General features: G+C 60.5%; 23 protein-coding genes and 1 tRNA gene. 12 read left to right on the top strand and 12 right to left on the bottom strand.

Annotated features, from left to right (window positions below; genetic code table 11):
- Positions 1-114: 114 nt before the first annotated feature.
- Positions 115-3,933, bottom strand: a complete 3,819-nt coding sequence (locus tag EEQ99_RS23395) for a vitamin B12-dependent ribonucleotide reductase (protein WP_029867963.1) — start codon at positions 3,931-3,933, stop codon at positions 115-117.
- 122 nt (positions 3,934-4,055) lie between these two features.
- On the opposite strand from EEQ99_RS23395, the gene EEQ99_RS34695 reads away from it, so the two are divergent.
- Positions 4,056-4,337, top strand: a complete 282-nt coding sequence (locus EEQ99_RS34695; protein ID WP_029867964.1) for a hypothetical protein — start codon at positions 4,056-4,058, stop codon at positions 4,335-4,337.
- A 186-nt stretch (positions 4,338-4,523) separates the two neighbouring features.
- Here EEQ99_RS34695 and EEQ99_RS23400 read toward each other — a convergent pair whose 3' ends face one another.
- The 4 genes from EEQ99_RS23400 to EEQ99_RS23415 all read right to left on the bottom strand — a co-directional run bounded on the left by EEQ99_RS23400 (position 4,524) and on the right by EEQ99_RS23415 (position 7,772).
- The gene (locus tag EEQ99_RS23400) at positions 4,524-5,114 is read right to left on the bottom strand and encodes a hypothetical protein (RefSeq protein ID WP_029867965.1); all 591 of its coding nucleotides are present in this window, start codon (positions 5,112-5,114) and stop codon (positions 4,524-4,526) included.
- A 193-nt stretch (positions 5,115-5,307) separates the two neighbouring features.
- Positions 5,308-5,802, bottom strand: a complete 495-nt coding sequence (gpt, locus tag EEQ99_RS23405; RefSeq protein WP_029867966.1) for a xanthine phosphoribosyltransferase — start codon at positions 5,800-5,802, stop codon at positions 5,308-5,310.
- Between the two features lie 243 nt (positions 5,803-6,045).
- Complete coding sequence (locus EEQ99_RS23410) at positions 6,046-6,888, bottom strand: universal stress protein (RefSeq protein ID WP_029867968.1); 843 nt, start codon at positions 6,886-6,888, stop codon at positions 6,046-6,048.
- Between the two features lie 107 nt (positions 6,889-6,995).
- Positions 6,996-7,772 (bottom strand): competence/damage-inducible protein A, encoded by a 777-nt coding sequence (locus EEQ99_RS23415; RefSeq protein WP_029867969.1) that lies wholly within the window; start codon positions 7,770-7,772, stop codon positions 6,996-6,998.
- Positions 7,773-8,033: 261 nt separating this feature from the next.
- Between EEQ99_RS23415 and wrbA the strand changes: the two genes are divergently transcribed.
- Together wrbA and EEQ99_RS23425 are read left to right on the top strand one after the other, a co-directional pair.
- Positions 8,034-8,630: an NAD(P)H:quinone oxidoreductase type IV gene (wrbA, locus tag EEQ99_RS23420; protein WP_029867970.1), complete on the top strand. Its 597-nt coding sequence runs from the start codon at positions 8,034-8,036 to the stop codon at positions 8,628-8,630.
- Between the two features lie 150 nt (positions 8,631-8,780).
- Positions 8,781-8,865 (top strand) — tRNA-Leu (locus tag EEQ99_RS23425).
- A 271-nt stretch (positions 8,866-9,136) separates the two neighbouring features.
- On the opposite strand, the gene EEQ99_RS23430 is transcribed toward EEQ99_RS23425, so the two are convergent.
- Positions 9,137-9,511 (bottom strand): VanZ family protein, encoded by a 375-nt coding sequence (locus EEQ99_RS23430; RefSeq protein WP_029867971.1) that lies wholly within the window; start codon positions 9,509-9,511, stop codon positions 9,137-9,139.
- Positions 9,512-9,691: 180 nt separating this feature from the next.
- Here EEQ99_RS23430 and ilvA point away from each other — a divergent pair, with 180 nt between their 5' ends.
- From ilvA to EEQ99_RS23450, 4 genes are all read left to right on the top strand, one after another.
- Positions 9,692-10,942 (top strand): threonine ammonia-lyase, encoded by a 1,251-nt coding sequence (gene ilvA / locus EEQ99_RS23435; protein ID WP_029867972.1) that lies wholly within the window; start codon positions 9,692-9,694, stop codon positions 10,940-10,942.
- Positions 10,943-10,979: 37 nt separating this feature from the next.
- Complete coding sequence (locus EEQ99_RS23440) at positions 10,980-11,306, top strand: HlyU family transcriptional regulator (RefSeq protein ID WP_029867973.1); 327 nt, start codon at positions 10,980-10,982, stop codon at positions 11,304-11,306.
- A gap of 254 nt (positions 11,307-11,560) precedes the next feature.
- Positions 11,561-12,832: a GGDEF domain-containing protein gene (locus EEQ99_RS23445; RefSeq protein WP_049813629.1), complete on the top strand. Its 1,272-nt coding sequence runs from the start codon at positions 11,561-11,563 to the stop codon at positions 12,830-12,832.
- 203 nt (positions 12,833-13,035) lie between these two features.
- Positions 13,036-14,253 (top strand): MFS transporter, encoded by a 1,218-nt coding sequence (locus tag EEQ99_RS23450; protein WP_029867976.1) that lies wholly within the window; start codon positions 13,036-13,038, stop codon positions 14,251-14,253.
- An 81-nt stretch (positions 14,254-14,334) separates the two neighbouring features.
- Here EEQ99_RS23450 and EEQ99_RS23455 read toward each other — a convergent pair whose 3' ends face one another.
- The gene (locus tag EEQ99_RS23455) at positions 14,335-15,111 is read right to left on the bottom strand and encodes an SDR family oxidoreductase (protein ID WP_029867977.1); all 777 of its coding nucleotides are present in this window, start codon (positions 15,109-15,111) and stop codon (positions 14,335-14,337) included.
- Positions 15,112-15,219: 108 nt separating this feature from the next.
- Between EEQ99_RS23455 and EEQ99_RS23460 the strand changes: the two genes are divergently transcribed.
- Entirely contained in the window at positions 15,220-15,795 is a 576-nt protein-coding gene (locus tag EEQ99_RS23460) for a TetR/AcrR family transcriptional regulator (RefSeq protein WP_029867978.1), read from the top strand.
- Positions 15,796-15,844: 49 nt separating this feature from the next.
- Here EEQ99_RS23460 and EEQ99_RS23465 read toward each other — a convergent pair whose 3' ends face one another.
- Complete coding sequence (locus tag EEQ99_RS23465) at positions 15,845-16,459, bottom strand: FMN-dependent NADH-azoreductase (protein WP_029867979.1); 615 nt, start codon at positions 16,457-16,459, stop codon at positions 15,845-15,847.
- Between the two features lie 139 nt (positions 16,460-16,598).
- On the opposite strand from EEQ99_RS23465, the gene EEQ99_RS23470 reads away from it, so the two are divergent.
- On the top strand, positions 16,599-17,567 hold the full coding sequence (locus EEQ99_RS23470; RefSeq protein WP_029867980.1) for a LysR family transcriptional regulator: 969 nt from the start codon (positions 16,599-16,601) through the stop codon (positions 17,565-17,567).
- Between the two features lie 98 nt (positions 17,568-17,665).
- Here the strand turns inward: EEQ99_RS23470 and EEQ99_RS23475 are convergent, their stop codons facing one another.
- The 4 genes from EEQ99_RS23475 to EEQ99_RS23490 all read right to left on the bottom strand — a co-directional run bounded on the left by EEQ99_RS23475 (position 17,666) and on the right by EEQ99_RS23490 (position 21,900).
- Positions 17,666-19,654 (bottom strand): bifunctional 2',3'-cyclic-nucleotide 2'-phosphodiesterase/3'-nucleotidase, encoded by a 1,989-nt coding sequence (locus EEQ99_RS23475; protein WP_127431169.1) that lies wholly within the window; start codon positions 19,652-19,654, stop codon positions 17,666-17,668.
- Between the two features lie 341 nt (positions 19,655-19,995).
- Entirely contained in the window at positions 19,996-20,400 is a 405-nt protein-coding gene (locus EEQ99_RS23480; RefSeq protein WP_029867982.1) for a PilZ domain-containing protein, read from the bottom strand.
- Positions 20,401-20,484: 84 nt separating this feature from the next.
- Positions 20,485-21,366 carry a DMT family transporter gene (locus EEQ99_RS23485; RefSeq protein ID WP_029867983.1) on the bottom strand — a complete coding sequence of 294 codons (882 nt, stop codon included), beginning with the start codon at positions 21,364-21,366 and terminating at the stop codon, positions 20,485-20,487.
- Positions 21,367-21,438: 72 nt separating this feature from the next.
- Positions 21,439-21,900 carry an Lrp/AsnC family transcriptional regulator gene (locus EEQ99_RS23490; RefSeq protein WP_028757384.1) on the bottom strand — a complete coding sequence of 154 codons (462 nt, stop codon included), beginning with the start codon at positions 21,898-21,900 and terminating at the stop codon, positions 21,439-21,441.
- A 155-nt stretch (positions 21,901-22,055) separates the two neighbouring features.
- On the opposite strand from EEQ99_RS23490, the gene ald reads away from it, so the two are divergent.
- From ald to EEQ99_RS23510, 3 genes are all read left to right on the top strand, one after another.
- Complete coding sequence (ald, locus tag EEQ99_RS23495) at positions 22,056-23,174, top strand: alanine dehydrogenase (protein ID WP_028757383.1); 1,119 nt, start codon at positions 22,056-22,058, stop codon at positions 23,172-23,174.
- A 228-nt stretch (positions 23,175-23,402) separates the two neighbouring features.
- Positions 23,403-24,332, top strand: a complete 930-nt coding sequence (locus EEQ99_RS23500; RefSeq protein ID WP_028757382.1) for a helix-turn-helix domain-containing protein — start codon at positions 23,403-23,405, stop codon at positions 24,330-24,332.
- Positions 24,333-24,582: 250 nt separating this feature from the next.
- Complete coding sequence (locus EEQ99_RS23510; protein WP_028757380.1) at positions 24,583-25,332, top strand: SDR family oxidoreductase; 750 nt, start codon at positions 24,583-24,585, stop codon at positions 25,330-25,332.
- Positions 25,333-25,339: the final 7 nt, after the last annotated feature.

Here is a 25,339-nt window from a genome sequence, read left to right on the forward strand (position 1 = left end):
GATCGTCTCGGCCAAATAAAAAGCCGCCGGCAGCTGACTGTCGGCGGCTTTTGACTATCGATCAGTTTGTGTCGGACGCCTTTCAACGGGGCGCGCTAGACAACAAGCGCCCACTCAGCTGCACCCGCTCGTAGCACCACACGTGTCGCACTTCTCGCAGGTCCCATTCCGCACCATCGTGAAGTTCTGGCACTCCGAGCACATGTTGCCGGTATAGCCCTGCATGATCGAGCGTTGGCGGCGTTCGGCCTCCCGCTTCTTGGCTTCGGATTTCGCCGTGGCCGCGTCGGCCGCCGCCTTGTCGGAGAAGAGGGCGGTTGCGTCGCTGGTGATTTCGTCGATCACCTCTTCGGCAATCTCTTCCGCCAGTTCCTTGGCGCGCTCCTCATAGTCGCGCTTGAAGGCGACGATTTCGGAGGTGGAGATGGCGACCGTCGGCTCCAGCTTGCGGGCGGCACTGCCGGCAAAGGCAGTCACGGTACCGGTGGAAGCAGCGCGGGCAGGGGCGGCAGTCGCCGCACCCTTGGGCTCGGCCGCTGCCTGGCGTTCGCCGCCGGTGCCGGAGACCAGGGTCGGCTTGTAGCCGCGGGTCCAGCCGGTGGAGAGCAGGTTGGTCTTGCCCTCCTGGATGCCCTTGCCGAGCGCGGTGTTGGAGAAGTCGGACGTATCAACATGCGCCAAGTCGTGGCGGCCGAGATAGGAGACGGCAAGTTCGCGGAAGACGTAGTCGAGGATCGACGTGGCGTTCTTGATCGCGTCATTGCCGATGACCATGCCGGCCGGCTCGAACTTCGTGAAGGTGAAGGCCTCGACATATTCCTCGAGCGGCACGCCATATTGCAGGCCGAGCGAGATGGCGATGGCGAAATTGTTCATCATCGCGCGGAAGGCAGCGCCTTCCTTGTGCATGTCGATGAAGATCTCGCCGAGGCGGCCGTCGCCGAACTCGCCGGTGCGGAGATAGACCTTGTGTCCGCCGACGGCGGCCTTCTGGGTGTAGCCCTGGCGGCGGTTCGGCAGCTTCTCGCGTTCGCGCGAAACGCGTTCGATCACCCGCTCGATGATCTTCTCGGTGATGGTGACGGCCTGGGCGGCGACCGGCGCCTGCAGCAGTTCCTCCAGCGCATCCTCGTCATCCTCGTCTTCGATCAGCGAGGCATTGAGCGGCTGCGACAGCTTCGAGCCGTCGCGATAGAGCGCGTTGGCCTTGAGGCCGAGCTTCCAGGAGAGCAGGTAGGCGTTCTTGCAATCCTCGACGGTCGCCTCGTTCGGCATGTTGATCGTCTTGGAAATCGCACCCGAGATGAACGGCTGGGCCGCCGCCATCATGCGGATGTGGCTTTCCACAGAGAGGTAGCGCTTGCCGATCTTGCCGCAGGGATTGGCGCAATCGAAGACCGGCAGATGCTCATTCTTGAGGAAGGGCGCGCCTTCCAGCGTCATCGCACCGCAGACATGGATGTTGGCGGCTTCGATGTCCTTCTTCGAGAAGCCGATATGGTCGAGCAGGCTGAAGCTCATGTCGGACAGTTGTTCGTCGGAAACCTTCAGCGTGTCCCTCAGGAAGTCGGCGCCGAGCGTCCACTGGTTGAAGACGAACTTGATGTCGAAGGCGCTCTTCAGCGCGGCGTTGACGGCTTCCACCTTCTCGTCGGTGAAGCCCTTGGTCTTCAGCGTCGAGGGGTTGATCGCCGGCGCCTGGTTCAGGTTGCCGTGGCCGACGGCATAGGCCTCGATCTCGGCGAGCTGGCTCTCCGAATAGCCGAGCGTGCGCAGCGCTTCGGGCACGGCGCGGTTGATGATCTTGAAGTAGCCGCCGCCGGCGAGCTTCTTGAACTTGACGAGGGCGAAGTCGGGCTCGATGCCGGTGGTGTCGCAATCCATGACGAGACCGATCGTGCCGGTGGGCGCGATGACCGAGACCTGGGCATTGCGATAGCCATGCTGTTCGCCGAGCTCGAGCGCCTTGTCCCAGGCCGATTTGGCATGGGCGACGAGATCCTGGTCCGGGTTTTCCGAATGGATCAGCGCGACCGGGTTGATCGACAGGGCCTCATAGCCCGATGTTTCGCCATGGGCGGCGCGGCGATGGTTGCGGATGACCCGCAGCATGCTCTCGCGGTTTGGCGCGAAGTTCGGGAAGGGCCCGAGTTCGGCAGCCATTTCGGCCGACGTCGCATAGCAGACGCCGGTCATGATCGCAGTCAGCGAACCGGCAATGGCGCGGGCCTCGGTGGAGTCGTAGGGAATGCCCGACGACATCAGCAGGCCGCCGATATTGGCGTAGCCGAGACCGAGCGTGCGGTATTCGTAGGAGAGTTCGGCAATGCGCTTCGACGGGAACTGCGCCATCATCACCGAGACTTCGAGCACAACGGTCCACAGGCGAACTGCATGTTCGTAATCGGCAATGTTGATGCGCTTGGTGGCCTTGTCCTTGAACTGCAGCAGGTTCAGCGAGGCAAGGTTGCAGGCCGTGTCGTCGAGGAACATATATTCCGAGCACGGGTTCGAGCCGCGGATCGGGCCGCCGGCCGGCGAAGTGTGCCAGTCGTTCATCGTCGTGTTGAAGTGGATGCCCGGATCTGCCGAGGCCCAGGCAGCGTAGGAAATCGTTTCCCAGAGATCGCGCGCCTTCAGCGTCTTCATCACCCTGCCATCCTTGCGGGCGGTCAGGTTCCAATCGCCATCATTCTCGACGGCGCGCAGGAAGTCGTCCTTGATCGAGACGGAGTTGTTGGAGTTCTGGCCCGATACCGTGAGGTAGGCTTCCGAATCCCAATCCGTGTCGTAGGTCTTGAACTGGAGATCCTTATAGCCCTGGCGGGCGAACTGGATGACGCGCTGGACGTAGTTCTCCGGAACCTGGTCCTTCTTGGCAGCGCGGATTTCGCGCTTTAGGGCAGGGTTCTTGGCCGGGTCGAAGCAATCGCCGTTGTCGCCGCCTTCACAATTGAAGCAGGCCTTCATGATCGCCTTCAGATGCTTGGCGACGACCTTCGAGCCGGTGACCAGGGCCGCGACCTTCTGCTCTTCCTTGACCTTCCAGTTGATGTATTCCTCGATGTCGGGATGGTCGATATCGACGACCACCATCTTGGCGGCGCGGCGCGTCGTGCCGCCCGATTTGATGGCGCCGGCGGCGCGGTCGCCGATCTTCAGGAAGCTCATCAGACCGGAGGAGCGGCCGCCGCCGGAAAGCTTTTCGCCTTCGCCGCGCAGCATGGAGAAGTTGGAGCCCGTGCCGGAGCCGTATTTGAACAGGCGCGCTTCACGCACCCAGAGGTCCATGATGCCGCCTTCGTTGACGAGATCGTCCTCGACCGACTGGATGAAGCAGGCATGCGGCTGCGGATGTTCGTAGGCCGACTTGGACTTGGTCAGCTTGCCGGTGAAGGGATCGACATAGAAATGGCCCTGGCCTGGGCCGTCGATGCCGTAGGCCCAGTGCAGGCCGGTGTTGAACCATTGCGGAGAGTTCGGGGCGACGCGCTGGGTGGCGAGCATATAGGCAAGCTCGTCCTTGAAGGCCGCGGCGTCTTCCTCGGAGGAGAAATAGCCGCCCTTCCAGCCCCAATAGGTCCAGGTGCCGGCAAGACGGTCGAAAACCTGGCGCGCATCGATTTCGGAGCCGGTCTGCTCATCCTTCGGCAGGGTCTTCAGCGCAGCATCGTCGGGAACGGAGCGCCACAGGAAGGAGGGAACGTCGTTTTCCTCGACCTTCTTCAGGCGGGTGGGGACGCCAGCCTTGCGGAAATACTTCTGCGCCAGAACGTCGGTCGCGACCTGGGAGAACTGCGCGGGAACGTCGATATTCTCGAGGCGGAACACGATCGAACCGTCGGGGTTCTTGATCTCGCTCGTCGCCTTGCGGAATTCGATATCCGCATAGGCGCCTTGGCCGGCCTTCGTGAAACGACGTTCGATGCGCATGGTCTTGACCTCGTGTTGGCGCCCGATCCCCAGCGACCGGGGCGCAAAATTCCTATCCGGCGGCACTTTGTCGTCGTGCAGCCAGCCTCGTTTCCGTATCGTGACAGGGGTGTCATCCGGAGATGTCCTTCCTGTATCTTGTGGTGATGGTGGCTGCAAACGCTAAATATAGTATTAACAGCTTATTATCGCCAGTCCCGACGTCACTTTTTTTGGAGGCTGAAAACCGCGCAGAGAACCTGTCGGGTCTGAACCGCTCCCGGCGCATCACCCTGATTCTGCGTCCTGATTTTCAAAAGGGAACCGGGCTCGTTACCTCCGGTCCTGTCGCCGCCGCAACATCGAAAACAGTAAAGTTTGAAACAGCTGATTCCGTCAAGGGCTGGCTTTTAATTGATTGCTAACCACAACATGTTGTGGATGCGCCTGTGGAGATTGGGGAAAGCCGGGGAGCGCTGAAATTACAATGGCTTGCAGGCGTTGCCGGCTAAGGAAAAGGCCGGAACGATAAAAAAGCGCCCTGCGGCAAATCTTGTGATGGCATTTCCGGCGCAAATGCGCATGGCGATTCGGCGAGAAAACGAGCGGTCTTAAAGCGCGTCGATGGCGATGGTAACGGTGGCCACGCCGATCGGCCTGTTCTCTTCGTCCATGACCACGAAGCTCGCCTGCGTCTCGAGTATCTGAGTGGATTCGTTGCGCTCGGCCCGGTCGATGAAGACCTCTCGCGAGCCGTTGGCGAAGGTTCTGAGATATTTCTCTTCGTCGCCCTGCCAGTAGTCGGCGGTAATGATGCTCTGCCCGACATTCAGTCCATGACTATCGGTGACGAAAAATTCGACGATCGCTCCCTGCGAGGCGTCCTGCCTGGCTTTCAGGTAATGCGACACGGATCTGTCGAGCAGCAGCTTGACCATATGCAGGTGATGCTGATCGACCTCAGATCGGTAAGTGTCATCGAGCACCCGCATATCCATTTCGCTGACGTTGCCGAACTCCGCGTTCTGCTCGGCAATGGCCTTCAGCACCAATGGCGTTTCCACCATTGGCCGGATCTGCTTCTCGACATAGTCGCGCACAAGGGGGATATAGGCAGGCTCGGCGCGGACAGGCGTGAGGGAAAACAGACATGCCGCCAGCCCGACGGTCACAACCGCTGCTCTACGCCCCCACCGCGCCATCTTGTTTCCCTATATCACATCGTTTGCTGCACGCTTTAAGCGCAATTTGATGCGATTCGCAGCTGTCGAGTTTATGCGAACACGATAAAATAGATGTGCTGCTCCCGATAGCGGATTCAGGAAACCCCGCAGACAAAAACTGGAACAATTTCAAGTGGTAAATACGAAGGCCGCGCGCTGTGATCGGTGGCGATCAGCCTGCGCCTTTGGCGATCGGCTCCTGATAGGTGAAGCCCATGTCCCAGGGGAAGTAGATCCAGGTGTCCTGGCTCACCTCGGTGACGAAGGTGTCGACCGTCGGCACGCCCTTCGGCTTGGCATAGACGCAAGCAAAATGCGCCCTCGGCAGCATGGCGCGCACCTGGGCGGCGGTCTTGCCGGTATCCGTCAGGTCGTCGACGACGAGCACGCCTTCGCCGCCATTTTCCTGAAGTTCGGGCGCGATCCCCTTGAGCAGCACCATGTCGCCCTGGTTGACATAATCATGATAGGAGGCGACGCAGACGGTCTCGATCAGCCGGATGTTCAGCTCGCGTGAGATGATCGCCGCCGGAACGAGGCCGCCGCGGGTGATGCAGACGATCGCCTTGAACGCCTGATTGAGGCCGGCTAGCCGCCAGGCAAGGGCGCGTGCATCGCGGTGGAACTGATCCCAGGAAACGGGAAAGGCTTTATCGGGAAGGGACATTCGGGCTGCTCCGCGGCATGAAAAACGATACGCCGTTTGCCGGCGACCAGATGGGCTTGGAACGGCGATCGGCAAAACGAGAAATCGCGTAGCCGAAACTGCGCGAAATCGCGAGCTGCAGCTGCGCGAGATCGCGAGCTGCACTGCGCGAGTTGTGGCCGAGGCTCGAAGCTCTCATCGGTCGCTGCAATTAGCGGGATTTGCCGGCAAAACGCAAGAGCAGCAATGATTGCGGCAAGAGGATCATCGCGACAACAGGGTCAGCGCCGTCATCGATTGCAGCAAGCTCTTCGTCGTGCCGCCGAAGATCATCTGCCAGAGCCAGGAATGCGTATAGGCGCCCATGACGAGAAGATCGATGCTGCTGTCCGAAAGCCGGTTCTCGATGACATGCGACGCGTTCTTGTCCACACTTTGGGCCGTCGAAAGCGTCGTCTTCACGCCATGACGGGCGAGTGTGGCGGCAATCTCGGCGCCGGCGGTGAGCGGCGATTGCAGCGCCGTGTCGGCCGGATCGACCGAAAAGATCTCCACCTCCTCGGCGGCTTTGAGGATCGGCAACGCGTCGAAGGTCGCGCGCGCCACCTCCTTCGAGCCGTTCCAGGCGATCAGCACGCGTTTGATCGGCTTCGGCTGGCGGATGATATAGGGGATCATCAGCACCGGCCGGCCGGTTTCGAAAAGGAAGCTGTCGACGTCGACTTGGCTGTCGGAAGGTTTGGCCGGATCGGCCTGCGAGGCGATCAGAAGGTCGGCGCTGCGTGCACTTTCGATCAGCGGCGCGGAGCCGTAGCCGGTTGAGGTCGCAAAGCTGCGCCACTCGTAGGAGGCGCCTGTCGCAGCCGCTTTTGCCCGGAAGATGCGCTCAACCGCGAGCGTTTCGCTATGCGCCATGTCCTGCAGCGCCTGCACGGCGACGGGATCGGGGATTTCCATCGGCGCCACCAGCGGCACGGCGGAGATGATTTCGGCATGCAGGCCGATCACATGGGCACCGCTTTCAGCGGCGATGGCAAAGGCGAAATCGGCAACCGCAGCACTATTATCGGATGTATCGAGTATGGCGAGAATGGTTTTGTAAGACATATCAATTCTCCTTGCGCTGAAATGGCGTGCGCGAGGGAAGGAATGCACCGGCCCCTTCTGCTGTTCCTTGACAGGGATCAAGGATGACCCCCGTTCCGGCGTTTCCTTCAAGCCTCGGCAGAATGGTTTTCTGTGATGTCCTTCCTCCGGCGGATGGCTTCGATCATCGCCTGCACCTCGGCGCCGGCCGCATCGATCACTGCCTGCGAGCGGCCGCGCACGACGATCTCGGTCGAGAATTTCTGGCCGATATAGCGCGGGTAGGAGCCGATGCTGGTTTCCGGATGCGCTTTCTGGATCGCGGTCAAGGGCGTGCCGATTTCACCTTCGCCGTAAGGGCAGGCGATGGCGAGCGACAGCACCGGCGTGCCGGTCCGAAGCGCCGGCAGCACATTGTCGACCATTGCCTGGAAGACCTGCGGGACGCCGGCCATGACATGGACATTGCCGATGATGAAGCCAGGCGCCGTCGAGACGGGATTGGCGATATGCACGGCCCCGCGCGGCATGCGCGCCATGCGCTGGCGGGCTTCGGTGAATTCCATCTCGCGGCGCCGATACATTTCGGCCAGCAGCGTCATCGCCGTTTCGTCGTATTCGCAGGGCAGGCCGAAAGCCTTGGAGATGGCGTCGGCGGTGATGTCGTCATGCGTCGGCCCGATGCCGCCCGAAGTGAAGACGTAATCATATTTGCCGCGAAGCGCATTTAGCGCCTCGACGATCGCCTCCTCGTCGTCGGCGACGATGCGCACCTCCTTGAGGTCGATGCCGGAAAGCGTGAGCAGATCGGCGAGATGGCCAATATTTTTGTCCTTGGTGCGGCCGGAAAGAAGTTCGTCGCCGATGGCGAGCATGGCGGCGGTGACGACGATGTCTTGGCTCATGGGATGTTCCGTAATGTGAAGCTGGTGAATAGGTAGCGCCGTTCGATCTCTTTGCAAACAGCCGGAGCATTATGCCGCAAGTGCAAGCGGTTATCGGACGGCAGCATCTGCGTCCATTTTGCTGAAATGAAAAGGCAAGTGAATTTTCGTCTACATCAGTTGAACACTGAGTTCTTCAGGCCGGGGCTTTGTTCAAGCAGGCGGGCTGATAGACATCCTCCGGTCACGAAATTCAACCCGATGTTTCAAGAAAGATAGAAGATGGCGAAGGTTCTCGTCCTTTATTATTCGGCTTACGGCCATATCGAAACCATGGCCTATGCCGTCGCCGAAGGCGCGAAGTCGGCCGGTGCCGAGGTCACCGTCAAGCGCGTTCCGGAACTGGTTCCGGAAGAGGTCGCCAAGGCTTCCTATTACAAGGTCGATCAGGCCGCTCCGATCGCCACCGTCGACGAACTGGCGGATTATGACGCGATCATCGTCGGTGCCGGCACCCGCTTCGGCACGGTCGCCTCGCAGATGCGCAATTTCTGGGATCAGACGGGCGGCCTCTGGTTCGCCGGCAAGCTCGTCGGCAAGATTGGTTCGGTCTTCACCTCTTCGGCCACCCAGCATGGCGGCCAGGAATCGACCATCCTCGGCTTCATCCCGACCTTCCTGCACCAGGGCATGGTCGTTGCCGGCCTTCCCTATGCCTTCCAGGGCCAGATGGGCACCGAGGAAGTCAAGGGCGGCTCGCCCTACGGCGCGTCCACCATCACCAACGGCGATGGCTCGCGCCAGCCCTCCGAGATCGAGCTGGAAGGCGCGAAATACCAGGGCGCCCATGTTGCCAAGCTGGCCGCCAAGCTCGCCTGAGCGTTGATACTGACATGATGAAGGGTGCGGCGGGCGTGAGGCTCGCCGCGCCTTATCCGTTTTCGTTGGCGCAGCCGACAAAACGAGCACAATTTTACGCCTCGCGGCTCTTCCCATCGCCAATGACGCAAGATATTGAAAACGCAGCAAGCGGGCGTGGCGAAACTGGTAGACGCAAGGGACTTAAAATCCCTCGGCCTTGGCTGTACGGGTTCGACCCCCGTCGCCCGCACCATCTTCACAATCCTGTTTGAATATGCCTGTATTTTGTGCGTAAAAGCGCGTTGTTGCTTGACAATGACATTTTCGGTGCAAGGATTGCGCCGCGGCGGTTGAGTAAGTGTTGTCTTGTGGGAGTAAGACGATGGTTTACGATTGGAGTGGGGCGAGGGTTCGGCGCATCCGAATCTTCAAGACCAGTGTCGCACTTGTTCTGGGAACTGCGATGGCTGCAATACCACTGTTCTTTTGGGCAGTGCAGTTGCGCGCTTTCTAAGCTGGGACAATCAGCGTTCCGCTAGGGGAAGCGCGTTGGGCGCTTTCGTGTCGCGCCGCCTGTTGATCACCCAGCCGGCGAGCAGCCCGACGGCGGCACCCATGGCCTTGATACCCGCGTCATGCAGGCGCGGATGCCGCGTCGGCGAGAAGTACTGCAAATATTCGATGCCAACCGCACCGGCGATCAGCAGCACCGCCACCAATTTCCACTGTTTCGGATAGGCGAGCGCAAAGGCAAGGCCGAGGAGAACATAGGCGCTTGCGCGATCGGTATTGACCGTCGTCACTGTATCCGGCCTCAGCCCGATCGGTGAAATCGTGACGACGAGGATGAAGGCGAGCAGCAGCCAGGCGAGCGGTTTTGCGAGTTTGAATGTGATCATGGCTTCATATTAGTGGCTGGCCTTTTCATTGACAGTTAAAATCAGTTCATGTGCCGCTGATTTTGCGATTGGCTTAAGAAAAGCTTCCCAGGAGCGAACTGCAAATGGTCGAAGCGGGCTTTCTATTGCCGGCCGGCCTGTGCCATAGCGGCGCTGCAATCATGAGAATGGATCACGCCCGTGACGAGACTTGATGTCGAAAGCGCCGAAGAGGCAATGCGCAGCCTGTTTCCGGCAACGCCACTGCAGCTGAACGACCATCTGTCGGCCCGCTACGGGGCCGACATCTGGCTGAAGCGCGAGGACCTGTCGCCGGTGCGCTCCTACAAGATCCGCGGCGCCTTCAATTTCTTCCGCAAGGCGATCGGGCAGGGTGCGGCCGGCAAGACTTTCGTCTGCGCCTCGGCCGGCAATCATGCCCAGGGCTTTGCCTTCGTCTGCCGCCATTTCGGGGTGCCGGGCGTCGTCTTCATGCCGGTGACGACACCGCAGCAGAAGATCGACAAGACCCGCATGTTCGGCGCCGAATTCATCACCATCCGGCTGTTCGGCGACTTCTTCGACCAGTGCTACCAGGCCGCCCGCGAACATGTCGAGGCGGTCGGCGGCGTCATGGTGCCGCCCTTCGACCATGAGGACATCATCGAGGGCCAGGCGACGGTCGCCGCCGAAATCATGCAGCAGCTGCCGGAAGGAACCGTGCCCGACATGGTCGTCCTGCCGGTCGGCGGCGGCGGACTTGCCGCCGGCATCACCGGTTATCTCGACGGCACCGTGCCGAAATCGGCCTTCGTCTTCACTGAACCCGCCGGCGCGCCGAGCCTCAGGCGCAGCATCGAGGCGGGCAAGGTGACGACACTGGCCAAGGTCGACAATTTCGTCGATGGCGCCGCCGTCGCCCGCATCGGCGACCTGAATTTCGCCGCCCTTCGCCATTTCCCGGCAAGCCAAGTGCATCTGATGCCGGAGAACGCCATCTGCGTCACCATTCAGGAGATGCTGAATGTCGAAGGCGTCGTGCTGGAACCGGCCGGCGCCCTGTCGCTGACGGCGATCGCCGCGATGGACGGCCAAACGATCCGTGGCAAGACCGTCGTTGCCGTCGTCTCCGGCGGCAATTTCGATTTCGAGCGTCTGCCTGACGTAAAGGAAAGAGCCATGCGTTACGCGGGGCTGAAGAAATACTTCATCCTGCGGCTCGCCCAGCGCCCCGGCGCGCTCAGGGATTTCCTCAATCTGCTCGGTCCCGACGACGATATCGCCCGGTTCGAATATCTGAAGAAATCGGCACGCAACTTCGGCTCGATCCTGATCGGCATCGAAACCAAGGCGCCTGAGAATTTCGCCCGGCTGATCGGAAATTTCGAAGCTGCCGGCATGGGTTACGAGGATATCACCGAAAACGAGATCCTCGCCAACCTGATCATTTGACTTGGCGACAGCGATGCCGTCGTGCTAAAGGCGGAGCATGGCTTCGTTCATTTCAAATATCTTTTCGATGTTCTCCGGCGGCGGCAAACCGGCCACGGAAGCGGCAGGCCCTTCCGGCGAGCCCCAGCTTTACGGCGATTGCACGATCTATGCCGAGCCGCGCAGGGAAGGCAGCCAGTATCGCCTTGCCGGCCGCATTGAAAAGAAGGTCGGCGACGAGGTGCTGGTGCGCAATTTCATTCGCGCCGATCTGTTTTCTTCCTCCGACGACGCGATCGAATGCACGGTGCGCAAGGCGCATCAGATCATCGATCAGCATGGTTCGTCACTCTTTGGTGACGGCGAAAAGATTCGTCAGGTCTGAAATCGGGATCCGCCGGATCAGCACGCGATGCCGGCCCGCAATTGTTCTTGTTTATCAATCGGGTGACCCCGGGCCCCCGCCGGCGAACGCGATCTCACTCACGCAATCTTAAAGGATTGGGGTGAAAGGTATCTCCTGCAGGATTTGCAGGACGCCCTCGTGTTTGACTTTTTCCGACGATCGACCAAAGGATTCGCTGTCGCGATCGCCGCGCCGGCAGGAGACCGAGGGCGGATGTCCGGAGCCGAGCTATCGTGATGGAGACACTCAACCTCCTTCTCTTCGTCGTCGAAGCCATCGCCTATTTCGCGCTGATGGTGACGCTTCTGCATTTCCGTCATCGGCTCGGTCTCGGGGTTTTCCTGACGGCGCTCGGCGTCATGCATTTCATGGAGACCTATCTGGCGGCGGTCTTCTACGTCTCGCTGCCGTTCGGGGACGTATCGCCGGGTTCATCCGTCTTCTTCTCCGGCAAGCTGATGATGATCCTGATGCTTTATCTGCAGGAGGATGCCGCGACGGTGCGCCAGCCGATCTATGGCCTGTTCCTCGGTAACCTGCTCACCGTCGGCATCGCCGGGGTGCTCCAGCTGCACCAGCCCCTGCAGATGTCGCCGGACCACACCCCCGACGTCGATTTCCTCAAGGAGATGGGCTGGCTGATGGTCTGGGGCACGGCGCTGCTCTATGTCGATTCGCTCGGCATCATCCTGCTGTACGAAAAACTCGGCGACTTCTTCCGCCGCCGCGTCGTCCTGCGCTTCCTGATTTCAGGCTTCGTGCTGCTGACTTTCGACCAGATCGGCTTCTTTTCCGCGCTGCATTATTTCTTGGGAGTGCCGATCGCCGCCTTCTGGGGCGGCTGGAAGGCAAAGATGTTTGCCGTCTGCCTCTATGCGGCGATGTTCGCCATCTATGAGTATTACATTCGCCGCGGTCGGGCGGCCGTGTCTGCACGCTCGATCAGCGACGTGTTCGGCGACCTGACATTCCGCGAGCGCTACAACGATCTTCTGGAGCGCACCGGCCGCGATATGCTCACCGGCGTCTACGATCGGACGCGCATGGAGATGGAAGCGCCGCTGATGCTGCGCGAGGCGCTGAAGCAAGGCCTGTTCGCCACCGTCCTCATTCTCGATGCCGATCACTTCAAGGATGTCAATGACGGCTACGGCCATCTCCAGGGCGACGAAGTGCTGAAGGCGATCGCCGCCCGATTGGGCACGACGCTGCGGTCCAGCGACCGCGTCTTCCGCTTCGGCGGCGAGGAATTCGTTGCCGTCTGCCCAGGCACTGACCACGAGGAGGGGCTGCGGCTCGCCGAGCGCCTCCGTTGGACGATCGCGACCAGCGTCAAGACGCCGGATGACAGGCCGGTCACCGTCAGTATCGGCGTTGCGACCGCCGATGAGGACGGCGTCGATTTCACCGCCGTGCTGACGGCTGCCGACGGCAGGCTCTACGCGGCGAAGAAGAGCGGCCGCAACTGCGTCGTCGGCCGCTCAGGCGTGGTGAAACTCAATTAGTCCGGCTGGCCTTAATTTTGAAACTCTTCCCACTTGACTGAACTCGATGTTGAGGATGTTGCTCCAACCGCAACATTTGTCATTGGATTTCAGTATTTTCAATATGTTAGTGGAAACATAAAAACGGCTTGTTCGTAAAATCCAAACGTGATCTCCATTGCCGCAATATCCCGGATGAGTTTTCCTGCGAAGGGCGTGGAGACATGAGTGATTCAATGGCACGGAAGAAAGTCGATGGCGGCGAGTTCGCCGTTTTGTGTATCGGAGGGTTTCTTCTTTCGATCGCTTATGGCGTGACCTTTCTGATCCCGGTGCTGGTGGGTCAGCGTGGCGGCGACGAGGCGCTGGCCGGTCTGATCATTTCGGCCGCCACTGTCAGCACCGTCATTATGGTGATCCTCTCCGGCCACATCGCGGATGCCATCGGCTCGGCGCGGGCGGTGGCTGTTTCGGGACTGTTTCTTGCGGCATCGGCGCTGGGATTCGCCATCATCCCATCGGCGGGATTGAGCCTGATGATTGTCGGTTTCATCCTCGGCATCGGTTGGGGCGCGTTTTATACGCTCGGACCCATTCTGGTCGCCGCGATCGTCGAGCCCGTGCACCGCATCAGGTTTTTTGCCCTGCTTTCGGGATCGATGATGTCGGGCATCGGCGCTGGACCGATCATTGGCCGCATTGCCACCGGCTGGTCGATGCCGATCGAGACAGCCTTCGTATTTGCCTTCCTCTCCAGTCTCGCCGGCGGTGCGCTTTACTTTTTGCTCCACATCAGGCTGACCAAGGCCGGCAAGATCTTGCCGCATGTCAACAAGATCTCGTTTGGCGCGACGCGGGAGGTGATTGCTTCGCCGGCCATCTATTCCATCGTCATGGTCGGCATCGGCGGTGCGATGTTCGGCGGGCTGTCCAGCTTTCAGACCAGCTACGCCAAGGCGCACGGGTTCGACTACTCCCTGTTCTTCATCGGCTTCATGTCCGCCGCGATTCTGAGCCGGCTGTTCGTGGCGGGCTATGTGGTCAAGAAGGACCCGCTCTATTCGCTCTTGATCCTGACCAGCCTGACGCTGGCATCGATCCTGCTGTTCCTGATGCTGATATCAAGTCAGCTTGCCTATCTCGGAGGCGCAGCGATGCTGGGTCTGGGCTATGGGCTGACCTATTCCGTCATCAACGGCCTGGCTGCCAATGAGGCTCCCGCCGGCCTTATGCCGCAATCACTTCTGTTGTTCTCGCTGGCCTATATCATCGGCGTCTTCGGCTTTCCGCTGATCGCCGGCAATCTGATCGTTTCCTCCGGCGTGCAGACCATGCTGTACGTCGTGCTCATGCTTGCCGTCCTGAATTTCGCACTTGTCCTGTTTCGTATTGCCCAGCGCGCGACAGGCGCAAACGAAGCAAGCGTCCTCAGGAGAAAATAGCAGCGCTCGAGGACGGCGGACCGGGTCGGCGAGGAGATTGACGGCGGGGCCGGGCAAGGTCACTTGCCCGGCCCGGCAGGTTCAGGCGGCGCGAAAAATCTTGGCGCCGGAGGGGGCGCTCGTCATGCCGCCATCGACGGTGATCTCGATGCCGGTGACGTTGGCCGAATCATCCGAAGCCAGATAGAGCGCCGCCTTGGCGATTTCGTCGGCTTCGCTCATGCGGCCGAGCGGGCTCATGCCGCCGATGCGGGCCTCGAGCGCCGACATTGCATCTTCCGTCTGGGCCATCGGCGACCAGATCGGCGTCTTCGTGCCGCCTGGCGTTACCTGATTGACGCGGATGCCGCGCGGCGCAAGTTCGGACGCCATATTGCGCGTCATCGCCCGGACCGCCGCCTTGGTCGCCGCATAGGCCGACCAGCCGGGAGCGCCGAGCACGGCATGCACCGAACCATTGAGGATCACCGAAGCGCCGTCATTGAGATGCGGCAGGGCCGATTGCACCGTGAAGAAAACCGCCGTCAGATTGGTGCTGATGATCTGGTTGAACTGCTCCGGCGAGGTGTCACCAAGTGGCGTCGCGCCGCCGATGCCGGCATTGGCGAAGACGATGTCGAACTTGCCGACCTTTCCGGCGGCTTCCGCAAAGGCCTTTTCGGTGGCGGCGGCATCGGTGACATCGACCTTCAGCGCCAGCACGCCGGCCCCGAGCGCCTTTTCGGCAGCGGCGAGCGTTTCCGGGTTGCGGCCGGTGATGACGACCCTGGCGCCCTCATCGATGAAGACTCGGGCGGTCGCAAGACCGATGCCGCTGTTTCCGCCGGTGATCAGGGCGATCTTGTTTCTTAGACGCATGATTCATGCTCCTCTTGGAATTGGCAACGATCTAGATTATGATCGTTATCTATCAGGATTACGATAGTAATCCATATGAGTCAAGAAGCAGTACTGGAGAGATTTCGGATGGGCCGTTCGCAGCTGGAGAAACAGAAGACGCACGAGAAGATTGTCGAGACCGCGTCGAAGCGGCTGCGCGAGGAGGGGCTTGACGGTATCGGCGTCGCCGACCTGATGAAGGAAGCCGGACTGACCGTCGGCGGCTTCTACAAGCATTTCGCCTCCCGCGACGATTTGGTCGCCGAGGCGATCCAGTCCGCTTTCGATTCATGGGGACGCAAGCTGGAGGCCGAAGGCATCAACCCGGCGGAGATGACGGCCGCCGATGTCGCCGATCGTTATGTCAGCGCCTATCACCGTGACAATCCGGGTGAGGGCTGCCCTTTTGCCGCGCTGACCTCCGACATATCCCGCAGCGGCGAGAAGGCGCGGGGGATCGCGACGGACGGGCTCCGGCGTAATTTCGCGTCATTGGCGGGCAAGGCTGCGGGAGCGGACGATAGAGAACGGCGGCGCAAGGCGATCATGGCCTTCGCGATGATGGCCGGCGGCGTTGGCCTTGCCAGGATTTCATCCGATGAAGAACTCTCGGCCGAAATCCTGGCGACCGTCCGGGATTTTGTCGCCGATATCGACAAATGACGAACGGCCGGCGAGAGCCGGCCGTTCCATGGAGCGTTTTAGGCGCCGATCAGGCGGCTAAGGCGATTTCCTGGACGCGCGACTTGGCGGCGCCGATGGCTTTTTCGGCAGCTTCCGGTCCGAAGGCCAGGCCTTCGACATAGATGGTCTCGACATCGGTGATGCCGAGGAAGCCGAGAACCGACTTCAGGTACGGAACGGCATGGTTCAGCGGAGCAGCCGGTCCCTGCGAATAGACCCCACCGGAAGCCAGTACCACATAAACCTTCTTACCGGTCAGGAGGCCGACCGGGCCGCTTTCCGTGTACTTGAAGGTCACGCCGGCGCGGGCGACGTTGTCGATCCAGGTCTTCAGCGACGAATAGATGTTGAAGTTGATCAGGCCGGTGCTGATGACGATCGTGTCGGCGGCAAACAACTCGTTGACGAGTTCGTCGGAGGTTTTGATGGCTGCGATTTCTTCGGCGGTACGGGCTTCTGCCGGCTTGCGGATCGCGCCGGTAAAGAGGTCATCGATATGCGGCAGCGGGTTGGTGGCCAGGTCACGGCGGACGACGACGCTGCCCGGGTTCTGGCTCTTCAGCTTTTCGGCGAGATCGACGGCGATCGGCGTCGAGAGCGATTCGGCACGCGGGCTGGACGTCAGAAGAAGGATGGACGACATGGTGCATTTCCTTTCGAATTGAATTTGACGGCCCGTTGCTGGGAGATGAGCCGCAGTCTCGATCAGGAAAATAGGTCTGGCCTGCTATCGAAAAAACGGGGATAATGTCGATCGAAACTATCGATGGAATGGATGGAAGATGCTGCCGAACCCAACGCTGGACCAATTGCAGGTGTTTCTGACCGTTGCCGAAACCGGCAGCTTCTCGGCCGCTTCGCGGGCGCTGAACCGGGCGCAATCGGTGGTGAGCTATACGATCGCCAATCTGGAGGCGCAGCTTGAAGTGCCGCTTTTCGAGCGCTCCGGTGCGCGCCAGCCGAAGCTGACGGAAGCGGGCAAGGCGATGCTGGAGGATGCGCGGCGCATTCTGGGCGACCTGCAGGTCATGCGGGCGCGGGTCAAGAGCCTGAGGGAAGGGCTCGAAGCGGAGGTGTCCGTCGCCATCAGCGTCATGGTGCCGTCACGGGCCATGGTGGATGTATTGCGCGAATTCCGCGAGATGTTTCCCACCGTTTCGTTGAACCTCAATGTCGGCGAGCTCGGAATGGTCATGGATCTCGTCCTCAGCGGCAAGGCGACGATCGGCATTGGCGGCGCAGTCGTCAAGCAGGACGATTCGATCGTTACGGAGCGGATCGGTCATTCCTTCATGTTGCCGGTTGCCGCGCGCAACCACCCGCTGGCTGGGATTGGCCGGCCGCTGACGCTGGGCGATGTGCGTGAGGAAGTGCAGCTCGTCGTTACCGATGCGTCGGGCCGGACGAAGGGCCGCGATTTCAACGTTCTGTCCTACAAGACCTGGCGCGTCAGCGATATTGCAACGAAGCACCAGCTCATCAAAGCCGGTCTTGGCTGGGGCGGCCTCCCGGCTTCCCTGATCCATGACGATCTGGTGAGCGGCACGCTCGTCCATCTCGATCTGGATGCCTATGAACAGGGGGAGTATCCGATATATTCGGTGCGCCAGCTCGCCAACCCGCCCGGACCTGCCGCCACCTGGATGATTGATGCGTTCCGCTCGCGGCTTTCCCATTGCCCGAGCCAGGCCGATTTCCATGCGCAGATGGCCGAACTCCAGGAACCCGCGGCACCGCTCGCGGCAGAATGATGAAGGCGCGGGTGCCGCGCCTTCGTCTACATATCCTTCGATGCGTAGATTCAAGGTGTTAGAGCGTCCTTTGTGCGTCCGAAAGGACGCACGGCGCTCTAGAGAACCAGCCTGAACTTGGAGAAACCGTCGGCGCCTTCGCCGGCATCCTCGATCTTGACGCTCTTTACCTCGCCGAGGAACTGCTTCGCCTTCGGGCCACTTTCGAAGGTCGCGGTCGTACCGGGAAGCGGTTTGAAGGTCCAGTTTGCGTCGGCCGACGGATTGATCGTGCCCTGGTCATGGATATAGCGGACGATGACGTCGCGGTTGGTATCCGGCGCCTGGAAGATCACCTTGTCTGCGGTGATCTCCGGGAAATTGCCGCCGCCGCCGGCGCGGTAATTGTTCGAGACGACGACGAACTTTTGGGCCGGATCGATCGGCTTGCCATCGAAGGCGAGGTTCTGGATGCGGTTGGCGTCCGGATTGATCGCCTTGCCGGATGAATCATATTTCGGCGGCTGCGACAGGTCGATCTGGTAGGTGACCCCGTCGATCACGTCGAAATTATAGGACGGGAAGTCGCTGTTGAGCAGCGGCGCGTCCTTCGAGCCCGCTTCGATGTGATTGAACATGCCGGCCGACATTTCGAGCCAGTTCTTCACCTGTGCGCCGGTGATGGCGACAGCCTGCACCGTGTTCGGGTAGAGATAGAGATCGGCGACGTTCTTGATGGCGATATTGCCGGCTGGAACGTCGGTATAGTAGTCGGCGCCGCCACGCCCGCCGGCCTTGAAGGGAGCCGCCGCCGAAAGCACCGGCAGGTCCTTGAAAGCGGTATCGGCGAGCATCTGCCTGATGTACCAGGTCTGCGCCTGTGAGACGACCTGCACCGAAGGGTCGTCGGCGACCAGCGCGAAGTAGGAGTAGAGCGGTGCGGACGTCTTGCCGACCGGGGTGCGGACATAGGCAAGGGTCGCCTCGTGCTCGGCCTTGGCGGCCTCGACCACTTCCTTCTTGTCTGCGTAATCGGCCACCACCTTCTTCTTGTCGTCGCGATGATAGATCGGCCGGGCTTCCGCGGTGAAATCGACGATCTTCCAGCTATTGCCGTCCTTTTCGAGCAGCAGGTCGATCAGGCCGAGATGCGAGCCCCAGAAGCCGGCCATCACGGTGGGCTTGCCATGCAGGGTGCCCTTGACCGGATCGGCATTGGCGATGCCGTCCCAGCTCTTCGGGCCGGGGAAGACGAGATGCTGGTGACCGGTGAAGATGGCGTCGATCCTGTCGACGGCCGCCAGATGCAGTGAGGCGTTTTCCATCTTTTCGGACGGTGCGCTGCCGTCGATGCCGGAATGGGAGAGTGCGATGACGATATCGGCGCCGGCCTCCTTCATGGCGGGAACCCAGGCCTTGGCGGCCTCGACGATATCGCGCGTTTGCGCCTTGCCTTCGAGGTTCTTGATGTCCCAGAGCATGATCTGCGGCGGGACGAAGCCGATGAAGCCGATCTTGACCGGGCTCTCATTACCGGCGCCGTCCTTGATCTGTTTTTCCAAGACGACGTAGGGCTTGAAGAAGAGGTCGTCCTGCTTCGGGTCCGAGGCAAGCTGGCCCTTGGTCAGGTTGGCGCAGACGAAGGGGAAGTTCGCGCCCGAGAGTACCTTGAACATGAAGTCGAGGCCGTAGTTGAACTCGTGATTCCCGAGCGTTGCCACCGTATAGCCGAGCGTGTTCATCGCCTTGATCACCGGATGGACGTCGCCCTCCTTCATGCCGTGCTGATAGGCCATGTAGTCGCCCATCGGATTGCCCTGCAGCACGTCGCCATTGTCGATCAGCAGCGAGTTGACGGCCTCGGCGCGGATGCCGTCGATGATCGTCCCGGTGCGGGCAAGACCCATCGTGTCGTTCGGCTTGTCGGCATAATAGTCATAGGGGAAGACGTTGACGTGAATATCCGTCGTTTCCATCAGCCTCAGATGCGCCTGGTTGGCGCTGGCCCGCGCGCTGAAGGGGTGCAGCAGCACCAGGGCGGAAGTGGCGGCGAGGCCGCCGAGCAGGGAACGGCGGCTCATTACGCCAACATCGAAAATAGAAGACATGGAAACTCTCCTTCAAGGATCATGCATCGTCCGGCCCGTCAGAATTAGGACGATTTGCCGTGGAGTACACTGCGAAAATGACAGGACGTCAAAACAATCCGCCGGGAAAGCAGCGTGGCTCCGAAATACAATTTATGGTGCAGTGGTCCGGCTGAAATTTCATCGGGGACGGATCATCGGCAGGATCGATCCTGCTCCGCCGTCAACGCCAAGAGCGCCGCCATCGACTTCGGAGGCGTCAGGCTGTCGTAGACGCAAGGGGCGGTCACCCTCGACGTCAACGTCAACCGCAGCTACTGGAACGATCTTAGCCGCTCCTTCGGGGCAAAGGCGGTGCAGCCTTACGATTTCAGTGTCGATGCCGCCAAGTGAGGCGTCCGATCGCCATTGGCGCCTGATATGGTCAACGGGCGGGTCGCCAGTACCGGCCGGACTTCTTTATGGAAGAATCGGAAATAGGAGGACACCTGTGCCCGCGCATTAGAGTTCACGTCGAACTGGATGCCGACGCGGCCGTTGTGCTTCCAGCGGATGACGCCTTCGAGCAGCCCGAGGTTTTCGGCCTCGATCCGCACCTTGCTGCCGGAGGCGGCATGGAACGGCCCTTTCATCTCCAGGGCGGCGCCGGTTACCGACAGGTTGAGAATGCGGGCATCCACCTGGCTGTTCAGATATTTGACATTGCCGAAAACGCGGCAGCTTTTCCGGTCGGCCTTTCGGGCCGTGATTTTCAAATTACGAGTCATACTGTCTCCCTTCTACAGCGAGGGAGCATAGCGCCCGAAAATTGAAATGGTTTTAGGGGCTTGGCTAAAATTGCAGTGAAACCGTCAGTTTGCCGCGGCGGCTCTGCGTCCCACTACATGTTCGCGCCAGACCGTGAAGATGCCGGCGGCGACCACGATCGCCGAGCCGACGATCATGTTGATGCTGAGCGTTTCGTCATAGATCACCATGCCGATGATCGAGGCGTAGACAAGTGACAGATAGGTCAGCGGCTGGACGGCGGCAGCATCGAGAATATCGTAGGCGCGAATGAGGAAATAATGGCTGGAGATGCTGGTCATACAGACGAGCGCCATCCAGCCCCAGTCGCCCGGCGACATCCAGCTCCAGTAGAATGGTCCGACCAGCGTCATCGTGACGCCGCCGACGACGCCGGTATAGAAGAAGCTGGTCATCGACGAATCGTCGCGGCTGACCAGGCGGGTGGCGATGACATAGAAGGCGAAGTTGAAGCAGGAAATGACGGCCAGAAGCAGCTTGAGGTCGAAAAATTCGCCTTCCGGCTTCAGGATCAGCAACACCCCGAACAGTCCGGCGCCGATCGCCGCCCACCGCCGCCACCCGACCCGCTCGCCGAGGATCGGCATTGCCAGCAGCGCGATCAGGATCGGCGTCGCGGAAAAGATCGCCTGTGAACGGGCAAGGCCGATCATGGCAAAACAGGTGATGGCGAGAACCACCTGAATCGCAAGCAGAACGCCGCGCGTCACCTGCAGGAAAGGCCGCTTGGTGCGGGCCGTCGCCTTGAGACCGCCGCGCATCTTCGAGGCGAGAATGATCGTGAAGAGCGCGAAAGCCCAGTAGCGGATCATCGTCACGAAGATCGGCGGATAGGTCGATGCCAGATGTTTCGAGATCGCGTCCTGCAAGGAGAAGATGGTGATTGCCAGCAGGGCGAAAATATAGCCGTGGGTCTTCGATGTCATGACATGCCGTTGAGCGGGAAACGCCCGCGCGCACCGAAAGTCTGGGCAGGCTTTCAATGAATATGCAAGGCCTCAAAGGCCGACATTCGGCCTGTCGATGATTTCTCTGAGCGCGAAACTGGAATTGATCTTGACGACGTGGGGCAGGGCAGACAGCCAGTCGCGGTGGATGCGCTCATAATCCTCGAGATCGCGCGCGGCGACGCGCAGGATATAATCGTATTCGCCCGACATCAGGTAGCAGACGAGCACGTTGGGGCAGAGCTTCACCGCCGCCTCGAATTCGGCCAGCGTCTTGGCGAACTGGCCGGAGAGCGAGATATGCACGATGGCGATCATCTTGTAGTCGAGCGCCTTGTGCGAAAGGCGGGCATGGTAGCCGTCGATGACGCCGCTTCTTTCCAAGATGTCGAGCCGGCGTGAACAGGCCGAAGGCGACAGTCCGATCCTTTCGGCAAGCTCGGCATTGGTGATGCGGGCATCGGCCTGCAGCACCTTCAGAATCGCAAGATCGATGGTGTCGAGATCGGCCATTCGAAGAACCTTCGAAGAAAGAGGGGCATTGCACAATAATCGCCGAAAAAATGCATTTGTGCAAATCGTCTTTGCAAGGACATTTCGCGGCCTTGATGATTGGATTCATCGTCTGAGGAGATCCGCGACTGCGGAGTGACATGAGAGGAACGCCAATGCGTGTCGGTTGCCCGAAGGAAATCAAGAATCATGAATATCGCGTCGGCCTGACGCCGGCTTCGGTGCGCGAATATGTCGCCCACGGGCACGAAGTCTGGGTCGAGACCAAGGCGGGCACCGGCATCGGCGCCGATGATGCCGCCTATGCCGCGGCTGGCGCCAAGATCGCCGCCTCTGCTAAAGATATCTTCGAAAAGTGCGACATGATCGTCAAGGTGAAGGAGCCGCAGCCCTCTGAATGGGCGCAACTCCGCGACGGTCAGCTTCTCTACACCTATCTGCATCTGGCGCCGGATCCCGAACAGACCAAGGGTCTGATCGCCTCCGGGGTGACCGCGATTGCCTATGAGACGGTGACCGACGAGCGCGGCGGCCTGCCGCTGCTGGCGCCGATGTCGGAAGTGGCAGGACGCCTGTCGATCCAGGCAGGAGCGACCGCGCTGCAGAAAGCCAACGGCGGCCTCGGCGTCCTGCTCGGCGGCGTACCCGGCGTGCTGCCGGCCAAGGTCGCGGTGATCGGCGGCGGCGTCGTCGGCCTGCATGCGGCCCGGATGGCCGCCGGTCTCGGCGCCGATGTCAGCATCCTCGACAAGTCGCTGCCGCGCCTACGCCAGCTCGACGATATCTTTTCCGGCCGCATCCACACCCGTTATTCCAGCATCCAGGCGCTGGAGGAGGAAGTCTTTTCGGCCGACCTGATTATCGGCGCGGTGCTGATCCCCGGCGCTGCTGCTCCGAAGCTCGTCACCCGGGAAATGCTTTCCGGCATGAAGAAGGGCTCCGTCATTGTCGATGTCGCCATCGACCAGGGCGGCTGCTTCGAGACCTCGCATGCGACGACCCATTCCGATCCGACCTATGAGGTTGACGGCGTCGTGCATTATTGCGTCGCCAACATGCCGGGCGCCGTGCCGGTCACCTCGGCGCATGCGCTGAACAATGCCACGCTGGTTCATGGTCTGGCGCTTGCCGATCGCGGCCTGCGCGCCATCGCCGAAGACAAGCATCTGAGGAATGGTCTCAACGTCCACAAGGGCCGCATCACCAGCAAGCCGGTCGCCGACGCACTGGGTTACGAAGCTTTCGCGCCGGAGAGCGTACTGAACGTAGCGTAAGCTATCTCACTCAAGGTGATGGCTTACAGCATTATTCTTCGATCGGCAGGGCGGTATCCGAAGGGATGCCGCCTTCTTTGTATGACGGCGCACCTGTAATCGAACCGCGACCGTCGGCGGCGTTGGAGCTATGTTTTTCCTCGTCAGGCAGCGCGATGAGTTGTGTCCCTCCCGAACAGTTGCCATCGTATCATGCCGATGTGCAGTCGCCATCCAAACGGAGCAGCAATGACGGTTGAGAGTCGAGAGCAAACATCGCCGGTTCCGCTTCGAACGTCACCGACCGGGCTCGAAACATATATTGCCGGCAGAACACTCGTCAGCGGGGATGGCCCAGCCTGGACCGACATATTCGTGCAGGTGTTTTCCCGCCTGAAGGTGCAACACCCCTTTCTTGTTCCGGCAGTCGCCGAGCCTCTCGTTGTTTGGGTGATCTCAGGCCAAGCATGTGTCGAGGAACGCGATCTGGGCGGGGAGTGGGAGGCCAATACAGTCAAAGTTGGGGACTTTTTTCTGACGCGGTCGCCCACGCCATACGAAATGCGCTGGCATGCCGAGGGAGACGAACCTTTCCAGGTAATGCATCTCTATCTCTCCGTTCCGTTGTTCGACCGGGTGGCGGAAGGGGTTCTCGGCAAGGCTGCCAGCGCCATGCGCCTGCGCGACGTATCTGGCGGCCGCGACCAGCATCTTTCCACCATGCTGGAACTGATCCATGCTGAACTGACGGCAGAAGGGCAGGGAAGTCGGCTCTTCGTGCAGGGATTGGCGCAGACGCTCGCTGTTCATCTTATTCGACAATATGCAACATTTGATGCAGAGACACGGCCGTCAAATGCCCTCCCGGGCGCCAAGCTACGGCGGGCCATCGCATTCATGGAAGCCAACCTTCAAGAGCCGTTTGATCTCGCACGTCTGGCGCAAACGGCCGGCATGAGCGCTTTTCACTTCAGCCGCCTCTTCAAGAAAGCCACCGGCCTTTCCCCATCCCATTACTTCATTCGCCAACGCATAGCCAAAGCCCAGCAACTTCTGCAGGAAACCAGCACCAGCATCATCGAGATCGGCATGTCCGTGGGGTATTCGAGCCCCAGCCATTTTGCTCAGATTTTCCGCCGGGAGGCCGGCGTCTCCCCCAGCGACTACCGTCGCAGTTAAAACGCGTCGCGATCTTTCAGATTGGCTCCTTGCGCTTTTAGGCCTTTGTTTTTGCGCATGTCTCGCAAAATCGCTGCACAGTTTTGCGTGGCATGCTTTAGGAATTCAGCTTGGTCCTTGCGGTTTTGAGCAAGATCCCAACAGGTCCCGCAAGGTCCCGAGAGAGGGATCATGCCCGCTTCCTTATGTTCCTCCTTGTCGAACACGACCGTCCTTTCGGTTGGAAGGGCGCCAGACAAGGAGATAAACCATGACGAATATCAGTGGAAAAATCGCGCTGGTCACCGGCGCCTCGAGCGGCATCGGCGCCGCTACCGCGTTGAAGCTCGCCGAGGCCGGCGCAAAGGTTGGGATCGCCGCCCGTCGCACCGACAAACTTGAAGGCCTCCAAAAGGAGATCGCCTCCAGGGGCGGTGAAGCCCTTGTGATCGAAATGGACGTGGTCGATCCAGCCTCCGTCGAAGCCGGCGTCAAAAAGCTGTTGGGTGCCTATGGTTCGATCGACATTCTCGTCAACAATGCCGGTCTGATGCCGCTTTCGGATGTCGATCAGTTCAAAGTCGACGAATGGCACCGGATGGTCGACGTCAATGTGAAGGGCCTGCTGAATACCACGGCTGCCGTTCTGCCGCAGATGATCAATCAACATTCCGGCCACATCTTCAACATGTCGTCGATCGCTGGCCGCAAGGTCTTCAAAGGCCTGTCGATCTATTGCGCCACCAAGCACGCGGTGGCCGCGTTCTCCGACGGCCTGCGCATGGAAGTGGGCCAGAAGCACAATATTCGGGTGACCTGCATCCAGCCGGGTGCCGTGGCGACCGAGCTGTACGATCACATCACCGAACCCGGCTATATCAAGCAGATGGACGATCTTGCCAAGCAAATGACGTTCCTGCAGGGCGAGGACATCGGCGACACCATCGTCTTTGCGGCGCAGGCGCCCGCACATGTGAATGTCGCGGAACTCTTCGTTCTGCCGGTCGAACAGGGCTGGTAACCACGCC

This window comes from Rhizobium anhuiense (assembly GCF_003985145.1).
GTDB lineage: Bacteria > Pseudomonadota > Alphaproteobacteria > Rhizobiales > Rhizobiaceae > Rhizobium > Rhizobium anhuiense.

Excerpts from the sequence above, each read along its gene's own strand:
- EEQ99_RS23395 (WP_029867963.1), bottom strand. The coding sequence starts at position 3,933 with ATGCGCATCGAACGTCGTTTCACGAAGGCCGGCCAAGGCGCCTATGCG.
- EEQ99_RS34695 (WP_029867964.1), top strand. The coding sequence starts at position 4,056 with ATGTCCTTCCTGTATCTTGTGGTGATGGTGGCTGCAAACGCTAAATAT.
- EEQ99_RS23400 (WP_029867965.1), bottom strand. The coding sequence starts at position 5,114 with ATGGCGCGGTGGGGGCGTAGAGCAGCGGTTGTGACCGTCGGGCTGGCG.
- gpt (WP_029867966.1), bottom strand. The coding sequence starts at position 5,802 with ATGTCCCTTCCCGATAAAGCCTTTCCCGTTTCCTGGGATCAGTTCCAC.
- EEQ99_RS23410 (WP_029867968.1), bottom strand. The coding sequence starts at position 6,888 with ATGTCTTACAAAACCATTCTCGCCATACTCGATACATCCGATAATAGT.
- EEQ99_RS23415 (WP_029867969.1), bottom strand. The coding sequence starts at position 7,772 with ATGAGCCAAGACATCGTCGTCACCGCCGCCATGCTCGCCATCGGCGAC.
- wrbA (WP_029867970.1), top strand. The coding sequence starts at position 8,034 with ATGGCGAAGGTTCTCGTCCTTTATTATTCGGCTTACGGCCATATCGAA.
- EEQ99_RS23430 (WP_029867971.1), bottom strand. The coding sequence starts at position 9,511 with ATGATCACATTCAAACTCGCAAAACCGCTCGCCTGGCTGCTGCTCGCC.
- EEQ99_RS23440 (WP_029867973.1), top strand. The coding sequence starts at position 10,980 with ATGGCTTCGTTCATTTCAAATATCTTTTCGATGTTCTCCGGCGGCGGC.
- EEQ99_RS23450 (WP_029867976.1), top strand. The coding sequence starts at position 13,036 with ATGAGTGATTCAATGGCACGGAAGAAAGTCGATGGCGGCGAGTTCGCC.
- EEQ99_RS23455 (WP_029867977.1), bottom strand. The coding sequence starts at position 15,111 with ATGCGTCTAAGAAACAAGATCGCCCTGATCACCGGCGGAAACAGCGGC.
- EEQ99_RS23460 (WP_029867978.1), top strand. The coding sequence starts at position 15,220 with ATGGGCCGTTCGCAGCTGGAGAAACAGAAGACGCACGAGAAGATTGTC.
- EEQ99_RS23465 (WP_029867979.1), bottom strand. The coding sequence starts at position 16,459 with ATGTCGTCCATCCTTCTTCTGACGTCCAGCCCGCGTGCCGAATCGCTC.
- EEQ99_RS23470 (WP_029867980.1), top strand. The coding sequence starts at position 16,599 with ATGCTGCCGAACCCAACGCTGGACCAATTGCAGGTGTTTCTGACCGTT.
- EEQ99_RS23475 (WP_127431169.1), bottom strand. The coding sequence starts at position 19,654 with ATGTCTTCTATTTTCGATGTTGGCGTAATGAGCCGCCGTTCCCTGCTC.
- EEQ99_RS23480 (WP_029867982.1), bottom strand. The coding sequence starts at position 20,400 with ATGACTCGTAATTTGAAAATCACGGCCCGAAAGGCCGACCGGAAAAGC.
- EEQ99_RS23485 (WP_029867983.1), bottom strand. The coding sequence starts at position 21,366 with ATGACATCGAAGACCCACGGCTATATTTTCGCCCTGCTGGCAATCACC.
- EEQ99_RS23490 (WP_028757384.1), bottom strand. The coding sequence starts at position 21,900 with ATGGCCGATCTCGACACCATCGATCTTGCGATTCTGAAGGTGCTGCAG.
- ald (WP_028757383.1), top strand. The coding sequence starts at position 22,056 with ATGCGTGTCGGTTGCCCGAAGGAAATCAAGAATCATGAATATCGCGTC.
- EEQ99_RS23500 (WP_028757382.1), top strand. The coding sequence starts at position 23,403 with ATGACGGTTGAGAGTCGAGAGCAAACATCGCCGGTTCCGCTTCGAACG.
- EEQ99_RS23510 (WP_028757380.1), top strand. The coding sequence starts at position 24,583 with ATGACGAATATCAGTGGAAAAATCGCGCTGGTCACCGGCGCCTCGAGC.